The 14707-nt window shown below is 32.0% G+C and carries 18 protein-coding genes, 1 tRNA gene and 1 pseudogene; 9 read left to right on the forward strand and 11 right to left on the reverse strand.

What is annotated here, in order from left to right; all coding sequences use genetic code 11:
• Positions 1-57 precede the first annotated feature (57 nt).
• From PHF25_05910 to PHF25_05920, 3 genes are all read left to right on the forward strand, one after another.
• Positions 58-1389: a sigma-70 family RNA polymerase sigma factor gene (locus tag PHF25_05910; GenBank protein ID MDD4527557.1), complete on the forward strand. Its 1332-nt coding sequence runs from the start codon at positions 58-60 to the stop codon at positions 1387-1389.
• Positions 1390-1408: 19 nt separating this feature from the next.
• Positions 1409-2335, forward strand: a complete 927-nt coding sequence (locus PHF25_05915) for a DUF5671 domain-containing protein (GenBank protein MDD4527558.1) — start codon at positions 1409-1411, stop codon at positions 2333-2335.
• A 75-nt stretch (positions 2336-2410) separates the two neighbouring features.
• Positions 2411-2485: transfer RNA gene (locus PHF25_05920), tRNA-Asn, on the forward strand.
• Between the two features lie 1573 nt (positions 2486-4058).
• On the opposite strand, the gene PHF25_05925 is transcribed toward PHF25_05920, so the two are convergent.
• Positions 4059-4274 carry a hypothetical protein gene (locus PHF25_05925; GenBank protein MDD4527559.1) on the reverse strand — a complete coding sequence of 72 codons (216 nt, stop codon included), beginning with the start codon at positions 4272-4274 and terminating at the stop codon, positions 4059-4061.
• Positions 4275-4306: 32 nt separating this feature from the next.
• Here PHF25_05925 and PHF25_05930 point away from each other — a divergent pair, with 32 nt between their 5' ends.
• Positions 4307-4441, forward strand: coding sequence for a hypothetical protein (locus tag PHF25_05930; GenBank protein ID MDD4527560.1), 135 nt, complete (start codon positions 4307-4309; stop codon positions 4439-4441).
• Here the strand turns inward: PHF25_05930 and PHF25_05935 are convergent.
• Both PHF25_05935 and PHF25_05940 read right to left on the reverse strand, forming a co-directional pair.
• On the reverse strand, positions 4438-4617 hold the full coding sequence (locus PHF25_05935; GenBank protein ID MDD4527561.1) for a hypothetical protein: 180 nt from the start codon (positions 4615-4617) through the stop codon (positions 4438-4440). The two genes, PHF25_05930 and PHF25_05935, sit on opposite strands and share 4 nt — an antisense overlap.
• Positions 4614-5417: a hypothetical protein gene (locus PHF25_05940; GenBank protein ID MDD4527562.1), complete on the reverse strand. Its 804-nt coding sequence runs from the start codon at positions 5415-5417 to the stop codon at positions 4614-4616. Before PHF25_05940 ends, PHF25_05935 begins: the two co-directional genes overlap by 4 nt.
• A gap of 301 nt (positions 5418-5718) precedes the next feature.
• Between PHF25_05940 and PHF25_05945 the strand changes: the two genes are divergently transcribed.
• Complete coding sequence (locus tag PHF25_05945; protein ID MDD4527563.1) at positions 5719-6009, forward strand: hypothetical protein; 291 nt, start codon at positions 5719-5721, stop codon at positions 6007-6009.
• 66 nt (positions 6010-6075) lie between these two features.
• Here the strand turns inward: PHF25_05945 and PHF25_05950 are convergent, their stop codons facing one another.
• The 8 genes from PHF25_05950 to lexA form a co-directional block, all read right to left on the reverse strand.
• Entirely contained in the window at positions 6076-6927 is an 852-nt protein-coding gene (locus PHF25_05950) for a zonular occludens toxin domain-containing protein (protein ID MDD4527564.1), read from the reverse strand.
• A 4-nt stretch (positions 6928-6931) separates the two neighbouring features.
• Positions 6932-7207 carry a hypothetical protein gene (locus PHF25_05955; GenBank protein MDD4527565.1) on the reverse strand — a complete coding sequence of 92 codons (276 nt, stop codon included), beginning with the start codon at positions 7205-7207 and terminating at the stop codon, positions 6932-6934.
• Positions 7208-7211: 4 nt separating this feature from the next.
• A complete protein-coding gene (locus tag PHF25_05960) occupies positions 7212-8978 on the reverse strand; it encodes a hypothetical protein (GenBank protein MDD4527566.1) in 1767 nt (588 codons plus the stop codon).
• 214 nt (positions 8979-9192) lie between these two features.
• Positions 9193-9441, reverse strand: a complete 249-nt coding sequence (locus PHF25_05965; protein MDD4527567.1) for a hypothetical protein — start codon at positions 9439-9441, stop codon at positions 9193-9195.
• A gap of 217 nt (positions 9442-9658) precedes the next feature.
• Positions 9659-9826 carry a hypothetical protein gene (locus PHF25_05970; GenBank protein ID MDD4527568.1) on the reverse strand — a complete coding sequence of 56 codons (168 nt, stop codon included), beginning with the start codon at positions 9824-9826 and terminating at the stop codon, positions 9659-9661.
• Between the two features lie 66 nt (positions 9827-9892).
• Complete coding sequence (locus tag PHF25_05975; protein MDD4527569.1) at positions 9893-10222, reverse strand: hypothetical protein; 330 nt, start codon at positions 10220-10222, stop codon at positions 9893-9895.
• 101 nt (positions 10223-10323) lie between these two features.
• A complete protein-coding gene (locus PHF25_05980) occupies positions 10324-11139 on the reverse strand; it encodes a hypothetical protein (protein MDD4527570.1) in 816 nt (271 codons plus the stop codon).
• 382 nt (positions 11140-11521) lie between these two features.
• Complete coding sequence (lexA, locus tag PHF25_05985) at positions 11522-12121, reverse strand: transcriptional repressor LexA (GenBank protein MDD4527571.1); 600 nt, start codon at positions 12119-12121, stop codon at positions 11522-11524.
• Positions 12122-12214: 93 nt separating this feature from the next.
• Between lexA and dcm the strand changes: the two genes are divergently transcribed.
• From dcm to PHF25_06005, 4 genes and pseudogenes are all read left to right on the forward strand, one after another.
• Positions 12215-13204, forward strand: a complete 990-nt coding sequence (gene dcm, locus PHF25_05990) for a DNA (cytosine-5-)-methyltransferase (protein ID MDD4527572.1) — start codon at positions 12215-12217, stop codon at positions 13202-13204.
• A 7-nt stretch (positions 13205-13211) separates the two neighbouring features.
• Positions 13212-13973 (forward strand): type II restriction endonuclease, encoded by a 762-nt coding sequence (locus tag PHF25_05995; GenBank protein MDD4527573.1) that lies wholly within the window; start codon positions 13212-13214, stop codon positions 13971-13973.
• 11 nt (positions 13974-13984) lie between these two features.
• On the forward strand, positions 13985-14374 hold the full coding sequence (locus PHF25_06000; protein MDD4527574.1) for a TIR domain-containing protein: 390 nt from the start codon (positions 13985-13987) through the stop codon (positions 14372-14374).
• 17 nt (positions 14375-14391) lie between these two features.
• Positions 14392-14577, forward strand: a pseudogene (locus PHF25_06005) (TIR domain-containing protein).
• Positions 14578-14707: the final 130 nt, after the last annotated feature.

Consider the following 14707-nt stretch of genomic DNA (forward strand, 5'->3'; position numbering starts at 1 on the left):
AATTTAAAAAAAAATAAAGAAGAAATAAAAAAAATAAAATAAATTAATTTATTATATATGGCTAAAAAAATAGAAAAAAAGAAAATTATTAAAAAAAGGGTTGTTAAGACTAAGGTAATTAAAAAGAAAAAACCTGTTTCTAAAAAGAAAGCAAAGACTGTAGTTAAAAAAAATATTAAAAAGCCAATTATTAAAAAAACGGTTACTAAAAAACAAGTTAAGCCAGTTAATAAAAAAAGGGTTTCTAAAAAAAATGATAAAAAAAAGTTAGTTAAGAAAGAAAAAATTTCTCCCGACGAAGTAATTGTGCCGAAAGAAGAAGATATAATTAAAACATTGGAGAAAGGCAAGTTAAGAGGTTTTTTAACGGAAACAGAGGTTTTACATTTATTTCCCTCAGTGGAGGGTTATATTTTTGAATATGAAATTTTTTTAGGTCGTTTAGCTGATGCCGGAATTAAACTATTAGAAGATACTGGGAATTTATTGGGGGGCAAGACAGAGGTGCCAGAAAAGGTAAAAAATTCTTCAAAATTATCAGTTGATTTTTCTAGTTTAACTTCTGATTCTATTCAAATATATTTAAAAGAAATTGGTAAAATTCCTTTATTAACAGCCGAAGAAGAAGTAGAGTTAGCCAAAAGGAAGGATAAGGGTGACAAGGACGCCGAAAGAAAGATGATAGTAGCTAATTTAAAACTAGTAGTATCTATTGCTAAAAAATTTTCTGGAGTTAAAACTTTAAGTTTGTTGGATTTAATTCAAGAAGGAAATATTGGTTTATTTAGAGCAGTTGATAAATTTGAACATCAAAAAGGCTATAAGTTTTCAACCTATGCTACTTGGTGGATAAGACAGGCTATTACTAGGGCTTTAGCTGATCAATCTAGGACTATTCGTATTCCAGTTCATATGGTAGAAACAATTAATCGCTATCAACAGGCTCGAAGATTTTTAGTACAAGAATTAGGTCGTGAGCCTTTGGCTGAAGAGGTGGCTGCTGAAATGGGAGAGGATTTAGATAAGGTTAGATATATAATTAAAATTTCTCAAGAAACTATTTCCTTAGAAACTACTATCGGAGATGATGATGATAATTCTACCTTAGAAGATTTTATTGAAGATATTAAAAATGATTCACCCGATAGAATCGCCGCTCTTCAATTATTAAAAGATTATGTTAAGGAAATTATGGTTAGCTTATCACCTCGTGAACAAAAGATTTTGGAAATGAGATTTGGTTTGGTTGATGGAGTGGCCCATACTCTAGAAGAAGTAGGTCAAGAATTTGAAGTTACTCGTGAACGTATTCGTCAAATCGAAGCTAAGGCCTTAGAAAAGATTAGAAAAATGCAGGGGAAGAGCTTAGACAAATTAAAAGATTTTTAATTATTATTAAATAAAAAATATGAAAAATCATAATCCTAAATATGCTTTTTATTATATTCTTTCATTGGTGGCTTTAATTTTTGTAGCCATTTCTTCGGCTTTGATAGTTTTTCAAATTATTGATAAAAGCGTTTTTGATGCTTTAGCTTATTATGGTTCTTATTCTAATCAATCAGCTTTACGTTTTGGAATTTCGGCTTTATTGATATCAGCTCCAATATTTTTTCTATGCGTTAATTCGATAAATAAAGGCTTAAAAAAGGGTGAAATAGACAAAGATTCTCCTTTGAGAAATTGGTTAACCTATTTTATTCTAGCTGTTTCGGCTGTAGTTATTTTGGGCTCTTTAGTCGGTATTATTAATGCTTTTTTATCAGGGGAGATGACTTTAAAATCTATTTTGCAATTATTAACAGTTATTTTAATTGCAGCTATAGTTTTTAGTTATTATCTATATGACATTAGAAGAGATAAGATTTTAAAGAAAGATAAAATTATGAAAATCTTCTTTTTTTCTTCAGTTTTGTTAGTTATAATAATATTTATTTCTTCGTGGTTTTTTGTAGAATCTCCTAAAGTGGCTCGAGAAAGAAAAATAGATGAAAAAGTTATGAGTAATATTCATAGTTTAGAAAGCTATATTAATTCCTATTATGAAAAAGAAGAAAAATTACCAGAAGATTTATCGGAGCTTAATAGTGTGGCTGAGATTATCAATTTTAATCAATTTTTAGTTAATCCGGTTAGTGGTGAAAAAATTGAATACAAGAAAATAGGAGAAAAAGAATTTGAATTATGCGCTAATTTTAGAACTGATAGTTATGAAAGTCAAAGGAATGAGGTTTATCCCGTTTATGTGGGGGACGGATCTAAGGTTTATGTTAAAGGTTGGAATTGTTTTAAGGGTAATTTATGGGCGGAAGAAAAGTTTATGGAAAAAAGATAATTAGATAAGAAAAAAATTATTGACATATTTTTTAGTTTTGATATTATATTAATTAGTTTTTAAAAAACTAATTATTCCGAGGTGGCGCAGCGGTAGCGCAGTTGACTGTTAATCAATTGGTCGTGGGTTCGAATCCCACCCTCGGAGCCAAGAGAGACGGAGCTCATTTAGAGCTCTGTTTTTTGTATAATCTAAGCCAATTTTTGTTGGTTCTAACCTTGCTAATTTGGCATTATAAATTTCAACGTTCTCATAGATAGGTAAAAGCCATTTAAACAAGTAAATATGGACTTTTTTGTCATTTATTTGTTGGTTCGAACCTAAATCAGTTAGTATCTCTTTTTTAGTTAATTTATCGCCTTTGATAAATTTCTTTTTTGCATAAGCTGAAAATATAAATTTATCTTTGGTTAATTCGATTATATCGCTTTCTTTTGTTTTTTGGTCTAAAACTTTGCCTAGTTTTTCTATTTCTTTTTTAAGGGACAATTTTTCCTTTAAATATTCCTCATCATCAATTAAATTTTTTACTCTCATCATAGTTAAGCCGGATAATTGATCTTTTAACTCATTAATCCGCTTATCTTTATTTATTTCTATTTCCTTATTTTCTATTTTTTCAACATTTTTTTGACTATCTAAATAATTTAAAGCCCATTCTAAAAATATTGGGTGCATTTCCAATTTCTCTAATTTTTTAACTATTTCTTCGGTTATTTCTTTTTCTTCAACTGAACCTTGGCGACAATTCATTTCCTTTTTCTTATGGGTGCAGTGATAATAATTATAACCTTTAACTTCTTGAGAGCTTCTAATATATTTTGTTTTGTGTTCGGCGGTTATACCGCAACCACAAGAACCACATTTAAACATGCCCGAATATGTAAATTCGTGCTTTTGTGGTCGTCTTTTGCAACCCCTAAGCCCCAAAATTTCTTGTATTCGGTTAAATTCATCTAAACTAATCAATGGCTTATGTTTTCCTTTGCTTTCTTTGTTATTATAAACGATTATACCGGTATAAAAGGGGTTAGAAAGCATTTTATACCAAACAGAACGGGAAAGTTTATTTCCACCCGTTTTAGCCTTTTTCCTTGTCTTATAATTCCATTCATTATTTAACTTATCTAACACTTCTTGAGCTGTATAAGTGCCTGTCAGCATTAAATCAAAAGCCTTACGAAGCAGTATAAATCGCTTTTTGTCGTGGATTATGGTTCTTTGTCCTTTTTCCAGCCTCATATCGTTTAAATAGCCTTCAGGAGCAACACCAGGAAGCCAACCAAGAGAAACCTTCTTCTCTAGACCTCTTTTTACATCCTTGCCCAATTTTGATGAAAAATATTGCGATTGGCTTAATGCCAACTGCAACATCATGATCCCCTCGGGACTGTTATCAAAATTATATGAGCCAAATTTCAAATCTTGTATTACTCCGGTTCTTACTAAATATGTAATAGTTGAAGCGTCAATTTCATTTCTTGATAATCTGTCCGGGTGCCAAGCAATAATGCCGGAAGCCTCACCAAGTTTTATTCGTCTTATCATTTCCTCGAATGAAGGGCGGTTATATGGCTTAAAAGCCGAATGTCTTTCTTCTAGTACTTCTACAATATCCAAATGAGGATGAATCTCTTTCACCTTGTCTTTTTGGCTTTCAATAGATAAAGCCTGCCGTTCCTCACCTTCGGTTGACTTGCGGACATAGGCAAAATATTTAATTTTATTTTTTACTTCTTCCATATCTATTTTTTATTACACAATTTTTTTGTAAGGCTTTTAGATCTCTAATAACTTCCGTTAAAAGCTCATCTTTATCAAAAATAAATGTTTTTTCTTGATAATCTTTTTTAAGTAAAAGTAAAACTTTTGCTAAAGCACCAAAATAATTTTCAATGTTAGTATTAATTGTTATTGTCTCTCTGTTGTTTGTTTCCATATTATTATTTTTATATACAAAAAGGGGTAGTCGTGGACACCCAACAAAACATCGCCAAAGGCAATATTCATCGGCACAACTACCCCTTTCTGGGGACGAATATTAAAAAAGCCTTAGCGATTATTATTTTGTTAGGTGTCAACAATATAATAACAATTATTTTTTAATATTTCAAGGTGCTGTATTTTTCAAAGTCTTTACGGCTCATGGGGGCATATGTCAATTTTACAAGCGAAACAAGAGCGGTTGCTTGTCGCAAGGCTTCCGCTCGATCAATATTATCGCCAAATTCTTTTTGGTATAAAGCGATAAAATCGTCTAATTGTTCGTCTGTAAATTTCATAACGGTTTAAATAAAACGCTTCTATCATATTTTCCTTTAATAAATGGAATAAAATTTAGGGAATAAGCAAAATATTCAACTTCACCAATCCAATCAGATTTAAAGACTTTTTCATAAACTGGGCTTAATATAGACAAAAATTTTTCAACAAATTTTTGAGCGATATAACCCAACAATTCAACTGATTGTTTTAGGTTTTGAGAGCGGAAAAATTTTTTCTTGCCAAAAGTTCTTTCATCCATTTCTTTGCCAAGATATTTAGAGACATAGGCTCCAACATTATTAACATCGTCTATTTTATTTATTTTAACGAACCCTTGACCCCATAATTCTTGTAATTCAGTTATCTCAATAAAAGGGAGGTTGCAAAGCAAATGATAATGGACTGCTCCTCGTTTTTGGAATTCGGGAACCGCCAAATATTCAAAATTATTATATTTATAATTCATCCTTAAAACGAATTTATTAAATATATAATTTGCTGTTTTTAAGTCAGTGATATTTTCGGCAAAGGTTAAAGTTAAAAACTTGTTTAATTGCGGGTTGGAATTAACTAATCTTCTTATTTCAGTTCTTGTTCTATTAACTGAAAACTTCATTCTTTGTTTTCTTAATTTTTCTTGTTCAAATAAATCTAATTGTTTTGGCTCTTTTGTGAGAATTTCATCTTTTTTAGTTTCATATTCCCGCCAGACATTTTTCTTATATTTATATAATTCAACCTGTTTGCCCGATACCACGACTTTAAAGTCATAAGTATAAGCCATAACAATTTTCTTTAGATGTGTGGTTATAATCAAGTTAAGAACACATCAAGTCTTAACTCTCATTTACCGGTCGTATTTTCTTTTTTCGGCTCCCCCGAGGGGATACCGCCGAAAAAAGAAAAGAACATACGACCGGTCGAACTGCAAAATTTTCGGAAAGGGAATGATTGTCTATCGTGGCTTTCCATTTTAACGTCAGCTTATCGCCTATCAAGGTAGTACTAGTCTCCACCTTGACTGTCGCAAGCAATCAGACGTTGTCTTATGTCTCGCCGATAGATAATCTAAGGCGACGTTATCCGGCAATTTAAAAATCAGTCGTCAATCTAATTTTATGAATATTTCAGTCAAATCAAATTGGACAGGTTCAGAGAACACTTCTGATCTTGTCAGAAAACAGATTGCCAAACGTTGGGGCGAAGATGAAGCCAAACGTTATAATCCGTTTGTTAATTGCTTCACTTTCAAAGGCTGGCTCAAGAACGGCTATGTCGTCAAAAAAGACGAGAAAGCTATCCGGTCTTTCATTATCGTTGAAAAGAAAGACAAGAAAACGGGAGCCGTTATTGAGAGACGGCCAAAAACAATCTATTTGTTTTTTGACCTACAAGTCGAGCCTCAATAAGCTCGAACAAATTTAGGAGTTGATCCTTCGGGATTGACTCCTTTTTTTGTATAGACATTTAAAGAACTATCTAACTATTAATTCCTTTTGTTTTAAGAATTCTTCTTCACTTAAAACACCCCTATATCCCGACTTATGTTCTCGACCGCAATCAGCACAAATACTAATTGGTCGCCAATAATGTTTTTTAGGGCGGAGTTTAATATCGTAGCAACTGTCATAAATTCCAGTTGGTTTAATAACTAAAGCTTGCTTACATTTTGGACAAATATTTAAATTAAACTCGTGTCTCTCGTGGCATTTCTCGCAAAATTTATGCTCAAGCTCTAGTTTGTATTTATTCCATTTAGTAAATAACAATTTTGATTTAAGAAAAAATCTAAGCTCCGATAACCATGAGAAAAAACCATTATCTTTTGGTTCGGGTTCTTCTTTTAACATTTGCGTTCTATCAATTGAGCGTTCCCGAAAAATAATAACTCCGGGAATAATTCTCAAAATGCGAAAACAATCAGTCCATTCATCTATTACTATTCGAGCACTTTTAGCAACGAGCGTTATATTTTGTGTTGTGCCGTAAATATCAACGTGATGATGTCTGTGTTGCTGAAAGAATCTTCTAATCGCTCCACTTTCATTTTCCCAATTTCTAGGGTCGAGCGGTTCGGCGATTTCATCGCAGATTACAATGCAATTTCTAACATCGACAATATCTTCTATTTCTTGATAATAATGAAGATTATTTTTATCAGTATCCCATTCACCTAAAACATCAAAATTTTTCCAGTTAAGCCATAAGTTGGAATAAACTTGATAACCAGCAATAAGATAAGGATAAACGAAGGTCGCCATCATCAAAGATTTTCCGCTTCCCGGAAGTCCAGTTATTAATTTAAACTTTGAACCGTCTAGTGCCATATAATTATTCTCTTAAACCTGAGTTATTAATTAATATTTTTATCGCCATAATTGACCATAAAAAGGGATAGACTGAAAATATTAAACCAACTATTTGCCACAAAGTGTCAGTTGGAAAAATAAAATCAATAAGACTCGACCATTGTCTTATCATTCCAAAAAAAGTTGTAACATTTGACCAAGGAATAAGGTTATTAACTGCTTGTCCGATAGCGTAAAGAAGCCCTGATATAAAAGCAGTAATAAGCACAACCTTGATAAATTGAATTAATGCGTTCATATATTTATTGTCCGCTTGTCATCTTATCGATGAAAGCTTTACCATTTTTAATTACCCATAAACCAAACAATCCCCATAAAGCCCATTTGATAATTGTCTTTATAGCTAAAAATAATTGATTAGTTTTTTGAGCGTTAACTGTTCCTAAAGTGGAGCTAGAAGTAAAAATATCTTTACCCCATAAAACAACTGTTGCGGTTGATGTTCCATGGGTAGGAATTTGAGCTGTTAAATTCCCATTAACCGGCGAAAGAAAGGCAAGTTCTGACATAACATCCTTGTTAGCACTTGCTTTCCATGAATCATTTAAATTAGTGTAAATATTAAAAGGGAATACATTTTTTAATATATTTCCTGCCTTATAAATTCCGTCTGTTGCTAAGCTAGTAAATTTATTACCGGCAATAATAAAACCTAATTTAAATTTACAACCTATTACTGTTAAATTTAGAGCGGGCACGTTAACGCCAAAAATTTCCGGTGGCGGGGTATTCCATTCTTCTTCGCTACAGGCGGCGTAATACATGGAGCTATCATCAAAAAAAGGATTGGTTGAGGTAGCTGATAAAATATCAGAAACATCAATTAACTGAGTTGGTTGCCAATTGATTACTACTAAATAGGGAATAGTTGTAGTTGCCCCTACATCACCCAAAGTCGGAGACCAATAAGGAGCTAAGTGCCCGATTACTTCATAATATTCATATCCGATAGTTGTTCCGTCTCCGGTTAAAGTAAAAAAACTTTTTCCGTCTCTTTTATTTATATAAAATCCGCTAATATCTATAATCGTACTAGTCGCTACAAAAGTACTGCTTGTCATGGTGCTATTTAATTTTCTAATCTCAATATGATCATAATGAGTAAAGACATCTTCGTTATATAAATAATTAACGATAGCGGATGACTGATTAGAAAATGTATAAGGGTTAGAAAAGAAAAATAAACTATTGTTAGTTGCATTTGGATTATTAGCACATTCACCGCAATCAATTGGACAACTAGAACAATTTTCTGTAGTTGTTTGGCAAAAGGTATCACCACAATATTCTGTTGGAGGGGCTTCATTAAATTCCACAAAAGCCATTGAGAAATCAGATAATTGATTAGTATAAGTAATTTGTTGAATTATATTATTTATATAAGTATAAGAGACAACTCCTTGGTGAACATCATTTCCTACAAAACCATAATTTCCCAATATTGTAGAATTACTTGATTGAACTGGTGTTGGCATTACACCACCATTCCAGTTGCTCCAAGATGACCAATTTTCACCGAAAGCAAATAATAAATTTCCATTTACTCCATTGTTGTAATAAGTTATTCCACTTGCAGTTGAACCAGTCGAAGTTGCCACTATTGGATAATCAGTATCAACTCCTGATAAAAGAAAACAAGCTATATCTGGCCATGGCCAATTATTTTGCCAATATAAATTATTATTTGAAGTTAAATTGTAAGCACCAATATCGGGATTTTTTAGATAAAATATCCTTGAATATGCTCCGTATTCTAAATTTGGAATTTTAGTAAAAGCGTCTCCATTAAAATATAAGCTGTTTAGAGAATATCTGCCTCCGCTATCACCCATAGGACTACAAACCATTAAAACATCACCCGAATAACTGGGAATTATAATTGTTCGATAACCTTTATTGGCAAAAGGTAAATTTTGAACATTTATACTTGCTTTAACTTGATTGGAAAAAGTAAAAATTCCAAACGTTATAATTACAGCAAATATTATTTTTAAGAATTTATTTTTCATCTTTTTGGTTCGTTATTTCTCGCCAATTCTTATAGATTTCATCCATTTTGAGCCGGTCGTGATAAAGCCTCGGCTCGGTAAAAGATTTATAGAATTGATAATTTAAATAAACGAGAATAACTATTAAAATCACGAGTAAAATATTGGTAAACATAAAATTAATTTAAGAAGGGAAAAAGGGTTTACGCCCCGCCGGTTAAGACGGGGCGATAAACTATTTGATCGTGCCTCTGATTTTCTTTACGCCCCACATAATACCTTTGATAATCAAAGTTAATGTGATGACAGCACCGAATACTCCTAAGATATAAGGGATAAATGCATAAGCATTATCCTTTAATAAACTAGTGGTGCTGGCTAAAGAATTGGTCAGGTCAGGATCTGGAGCCGCATGAACAAAGTTAGTGGTTAAACCAACTGCACCCAATAAGGCCATAAAACCGATTCCAATCTTCTTAAACATATTTTCACCCCCCTTCTAGTCTTTATTTATTTTTATTAATAAAGAACGGAATAAGAATAAGACCGACAAAACCTGCCCATAGGCACCATTTTAATAATTCATTTACTGCTTCAAATTCGGTCATATAATTACAAACTATCTTTTATCTTTTTAAGCCCCCAAATTATTACAAGAATAATAATTAAAGGGGTGTAAATCTGTACAAATTCAATTCCATTTATTTCCATATTTTTTTAGCTACATAAATTATAATGATTGCTCCAAGGGCTATTTTTACAAAGAAAAATAAACCAGCAATTGGTAAAACAAATGTGGCTGTTAAATTAACAATGTTGTCAGCACTGTCTAAAACTTGATAATGGAATAAAATTTCGTTGAAATTCATAAGATTAATTTAGAAGCGGGGAATGGACTTACAGATTTTATAGTTAACCTTGCCATTCCCTCATTTCTAATTTTTATTTTCATCTGGAACGTAAACGGAAAGGAAGGCTCTTTTTCTTTGCTTATCAATGTAATAATAAGGAAAGACGTTGACCAAAATTTCTATAGACGCTCCGACTTTACCGTAATTTTTTTCTAGGGGCACTCCGACCTTTATCGGATAAATGCTTCCTGCCGGTTCGATAAACAAAGATCGCTTAACGCCAGGTGTGCCGTCTTTGCGAGTAAAATTTTCATTTTTATCTTCTTTGATTATGCCTTTTAGAATAAACATAGTTTTTGTATTATCGTTTTTTATTATTCTGCCCCCGACCTTTATCCGGCAGTTTACGTTCATATAATATATAATTAGCTTTCACAAAAATTACGGGGAATATTTTTGTGTATAACAAAAAAGCCCCGTTTTACGGGACTTTAAGTGTATTTATTTTTGTGAATTTAGAGGTATTTTTTTCTTATTCTAACCTTGCCTTTACTTCCTGTATTATAGATTAAAAAATCAATTATTGAGTTATTGCTTTGCTCTCTTATTTTATCATTAATATATTGGCAAGCTCTATTGTATTTTTTCCAATTATTTCTTCGTTCTTTATATTCCAATTCGCCAAACTCATCTTCGGCAATTTCTGAATAAAAGAAGTCATCACTTAAATTGTTTTTATTATCTATAAATATGTATTTTAATATCTTATGAGCATTGGTGGTTTTTTCTTGTTTATTGATATAAATCTTTTGTCCTTTGATATATAAAATACTTTTATCATCGTCAAACCAAGTTTTTTTATCTTCTTTTTCTTTGCATAAGAAACATTTTTGATCAAGTTGGTCAAAAACATTGCTGTTTATAACCTTAAAAGATAATTCTAACATTTCATTAGAATATGGTTTAGAATAAAGACGGCATAAATTTTCAAATTTCTTTTTATCACAAATTTGGCATTCTCTCATTTTCTTCATTTTGCCATATATTATTTCCAGGTTGGAATAATATGTCCAAAAATCATTTGTATAAAGAACCTCGCCCTTAACATCTAAAAATTCTTCTTCATCAACGCAATCACTATAATCCTTTCCTCCTATTTTAGCGGTGTCATCAAACATCTTTTGCAGTATCTCTTGAGTTAGTGGGTCTTTGTTTAATAAGCGAATATACTTATAAACAATGACGAATTTTTGAAAAATATTCCTCTCTATACAAAAAAGCCTGGTTAGTTCCAGCATTTTTTGTTTTACTTTTTGAGAGGTTGCAGGCATAAGATTGGCTTCTTATTTGCAAGATTGCCGGCAAGAAGGTAAAGATTAGCTCTTGTGTTTAGTCTTGTCGACTAATACAAAAGTTTTTGCCTCTTTACTGTAAGGAGGAACACGATCACCCTTGGAAAGGGTTATTTCATGCCTGGTTCCGACCGGTCTATACTGGCCTGAGACTTTAGCAGTTCCGCCTGTCTTAACTTTAGTGTCAGACATACGCATTGGAATTAATGAATGAATTAATAGAAGCGTCCAACCTTTAATCCGCCTCCCCGACTGAAAGCATTAACAATACTTTCAAGCGGAGAGCGATTAAAGTGAGCTAAACTAAAAATCAAACATTTCTCCCCGAGCATAATCCTGCCGGCAATTTTACAAACAAGTTTTATTTTAAATTTCTTATAATTTTAATGACCACCCCTCTTATCTCTACCTCCTTTCTATAAATCGGTTCATACTTCGGATTAGCCGGTTGCAGCTTTACTCTATTTTTTTCCAAATAAAACCTTTTTAAAGTGGCTTCGTTGTCATCTATCACGGCTACAACCATATCCCCGTTATCCGCCACCGACTGTTTTTTGGCAATAACAATATCATCGCTGAAAATTCCGTCATTGATCATTGAATCACCCTCGACTTTTAAAGCGTATAAATTGCCTTTCAAAACCGGTTCCCGAACTATTTTTATGTATTCATTTGCTGTTTCTATGGCTTCAATTGGTTTACCCGCTCGTATAATGCCCAATAACGGAATTTCCATATACTGTTTTTTCTTGGGGATAACTGCAATTCCTCGGGGACTTTTTTCGTCTCTCAATAAATAGCCTTTATTAACCAATTCGGTAATATGTTCGTGAACGGTTGAAAGGGCAGATAATCCAAAATTATCTTTTATTTCTTCATACGTTGGGGAGTAGTTATTTTTATCTATATATGAAGAAATATATTCAAATATTTCTTGTTGTCTTTTTGTTAGTGGGCTCATATGTTATAATGGCATTATACCCGAATACGAGCCGAAGTGCAACTGTGGACAAACATCTAAAAATAAAGTAAAATATCAGTAGAAATATTTTATATGCAAAAAACAAAGAAAAAAAAGACAATTAAATTTATGGACTTTTGTGCCGGTATTGGGGCCGGAAGACTTGGATTGGAAAAAAACGGAATGCGTTGTGTTGGTTTTTCCGAAATCAACAAAAGTTCAGAAAAGACATACAGAGAATTTTTTGGACATGAAGAACAAAATTTTGGCGACTTAATGAAAGCCGACCCAAAAGAAATGCCGGATTTTGACTTGATGATTGCAGGTTTTCCTTGCCAAACATTTTCAATAGTCGGGCAAAGAAAAGGAATGGCAGACGACCGAGGACAAATAATTTTTGGCTTGATTAAAATAATGCTTGAAAAGAATTTGAAATATTTTATTTTAGAAAATGTTAAAGGATTGGTTAATCATGACAAGGGAAGAACCTTGAGAATAATTTTAGATGAATTAGATAAAGCAGGATATAAAGTCATCTTTAATGAGGTGTTAAATAGCGAACATTATGGCGTTCCTCAAATGAGAGAAAGGATTTATTTTGTTGGAATCAGAAAAGATTTAGTAAAAAATAACGATTTTGGTTTTATTGATATTCCAGATAATCCAAAATTATCAGAATATCTGATTGACAATGATGCTTCCTTTGAATTTAATGAAGACAACCCTGCTTTCAAAACTTTTATAAAGTATTTGAACAACAAATACAACAAAAATAAATACAATTTAGAAGATATTTTAAAAAAGAATTATACCGTTTTAGACACTAGACAATCAGACTTAAGAATATATAAAAACAGGGTTCCGACATTGAGAACAGGCAGACATGGTATTCTTTATGTAAAAAATGGAAAATTAAGAAGATTGTCCGGCTACGAATCTTTGTTGTTGCAAGGGTTTCCTAAAGATATTGCTTCAAAAGCAAAGAACAAGATAAACAATACTCATTTGTTGTCCCAAGCAGGAAACGCCATGACTGTGAATGTTATTGAGAGATTGGCACAAAATTTATTAACCATAATTTAAAATAAAAATGCCAAAAAAAGATTTAATAAAATTAGGGTCAGAAACAGCCAAGGGCGGTTTTAGAAATGAAAAAGATGTAATCGCAACATTTAATAATTGGAAGAAGAATAAAATAGCTCAAGCCTGGCTCAAAAAAATGGGCTACGATTTTAATAATATCGAATATGTAAAGGCTGAAAAAGTCAGAGGCCAGTATAAAGCCGATGTTCAAGTTAGAATCAAGATAGTAATCAAATTGAAATCGCAAGAAGATTTGCAAAATCTGCAAGTCAAGTTAGTTAGCAACCCCCAAGGATTCAATCAAGTTGATAAAAGGTGGATAGACAAGTATGTTGAGCTTTGGAATATACCGAGCGATATTGTTAAAATTTTAAAACTATTCACTGGTGAAACAAAACCAATGGCAAAAAATTTAAAAGATCATCGCAGAATGCTCTTAACAGAAATGAGCGAGGAAGACCAAGAAAAAATTATTAATTTTTTTAACAAAAACAAAATTCTGATTATTTCAGATTTATTAAAAGGCAGGGGCGAATTTTCTGCCGATTGGGTTTTGGTGATTTTAAAGGCAAACGGCGAAAGCGATTGGGTTTTAAAATCAATCAATGAGGCGATGAATGTTTTTGGCCAAGGCGATATAAGAATAACAGACCAAGGTAGTTTAAAAATTGGAAAAATAGGGATGCAAAGAAAAGGTGGAGATGGTGGTAGAAATACGGCAAAAATGTTGCAATTTAAAATTAACCCAGTTGAATTATTTGATAAATAACTTACAAATATATGTATGGATATTTAAACTCAAAGAAAAAAGTATTTATTAGTTTTGACTTTGATAACGATTCAATTTTGAGAGATTTTCTTGTTGGACAATCAAAAAATTCAGATTCTCCTTTTGAGATTGAGGATTGGTCGGTAAAAATTCCTTGGGATCAAAGTGAATGGAAACAAAAATGTTTAACAAAAATTAAAAAAACTGATGTCGTTCTTGTTATTGTTGGTCAAAAAACTTATTTAGCGACTGGTGTAAAAGAAGAAATCAAAATGGCAAAAGAAGCTGGGAAAAAGATTTATGGTATTAAGGGGTATTCTGATAAAAATTGCCCTCGTCCAGACGGTTTAGACGGTTATTATAATTGGACATGGGCTAATTTAAAAAATTTATTAAGTTAAAAATTAATTTAAAAAATATGAAACAATACAGCATTTTTATTAGCCATTCTTGGGCTTATGGCGACGCTTATGACAAGCTTATTAAAATGTTGGATGACGACCCAAGATTTAACTATAAAAATTATTCAGTCCCAAAAGACGACCCGATACACAATGCTCCCAATGAGGAATTATTAAAAGAGGCGATAAAAAAGCAAATTACTTTTTGGAAGGTACCCATTTCATTAGACACTATTCTTGCAAGATTCCTGATAAAGCCGGCTGTAAATAACAGGCGGCATTTTTAATTTTGAATGTATTCTTAAATTATTATACCTATAAATAGTTCTATAA

The organism is Candidatus Margulisiibacteriota bacterium, assembly GCA_028706105.1.
Taxonomy (GTDB): domain Bacteria; phylum Margulisbacteria; class Riflemargulisbacteria; order GWF2-35-9; family DYQY01; genus DYQY01.

Coding starts and splice junctions, on each gene's coding strand:
- PHF25_05910 (MDD4527557.1), top strand. CDS start 58: ATGGCTAAAAAAATAGAAAAAAAGAAAATTATTAAAAAAAGGGTTGTT.
- PHF25_05915 (MDD4527558.1), top strand. CDS start 1,409: ATGAAAAATCATAATCCTAAATATGCTTTTTATTATATTCTTTCATTG.
- PHF25_05925 (MDD4527559.1), bottom strand. CDS start 4,274: ATGGAAACAAACAACAGAGAGACAATAACAATTAATACTAACATTGAA.
- PHF25_05935 (MDD4527561.1), bottom strand. CDS start 4,617: ATGAAATTTACAGACGAACAATTAGACGATTTTATCGCTTTATACCAA.
- PHF25_05945 (MDD4527563.1), top strand. CDS start 5,719: ATGAATATTTCAGTCAAATCAAATTGGACAGGTTCAGAGAACACTTCT.
- PHF25_05950 (MDD4527564.1), bottom strand. CDS start 6,927: ATGGCACTAGACGGTTCAAAGTTTAAATTAATAACTGGACTTCCGGGA.
- PHF25_05955 (MDD4527565.1), bottom strand. CDS start 7,207: ATGAACGCATTAATTCAATTTATCAAGGTTGTGCTTATTACTGCTTTT.
- PHF25_05960 (MDD4527566.1), bottom strand. CDS start 8,978: ATGAAAAATAAATTCTTAAAAATAATATTTGCTGTAATTATAACGTTT.
- PHF25_05965 (MDD4527567.1), bottom strand. CDS start 9,441: ATGTTTAAGAAGATTGGAATCGGTTTTATGGCCTTATTGGGTGCAGTT.
- PHF25_05970 (MDD4527568.1), bottom strand. CDS start 9,826: ATGAATTTCAACGAAATTTTATTCCATTATCAAGTTTTAGACAGTGCT.
- PHF25_05975 (MDD4527569.1), bottom strand. CDS start 10,222: ATGAACGTAAACTGCCGGATAAAGGTCGGGGGCAGAATAATAAAAAAC.
- PHF25_05980 (MDD4527570.1), bottom strand. CDS start 11,139: ATGCCTGCAACCTCTCAAAAAGTAAAACAAAAAATGCTGGAACTAACC.
- lexA (MDD4527571.1), bottom strand. CDS start 12,121: ATGAGCCCACTAACAAAAAGACAACAAGAAATATTTGAATATATTTCT.
- dcm (MDD4527572.1), top strand. CDS start 12,215: ATGCAAAAAACAAAGAAAAAAAAGACAATTAAATTTATGGACTTTTGT.
- PHF25_05995 (MDD4527573.1), top strand. CDS start 13,212: ATGCCAAAAAAAGATTTAATAAAATTAGGGTCAGAAACAGCCAAGGGC.
- PHF25_06000 (MDD4527574.1), top strand. CDS start 13,985: ATGTATGGATATTTAAACTCAAAGAAAAAAGTATTTATTAGTTTTGAC.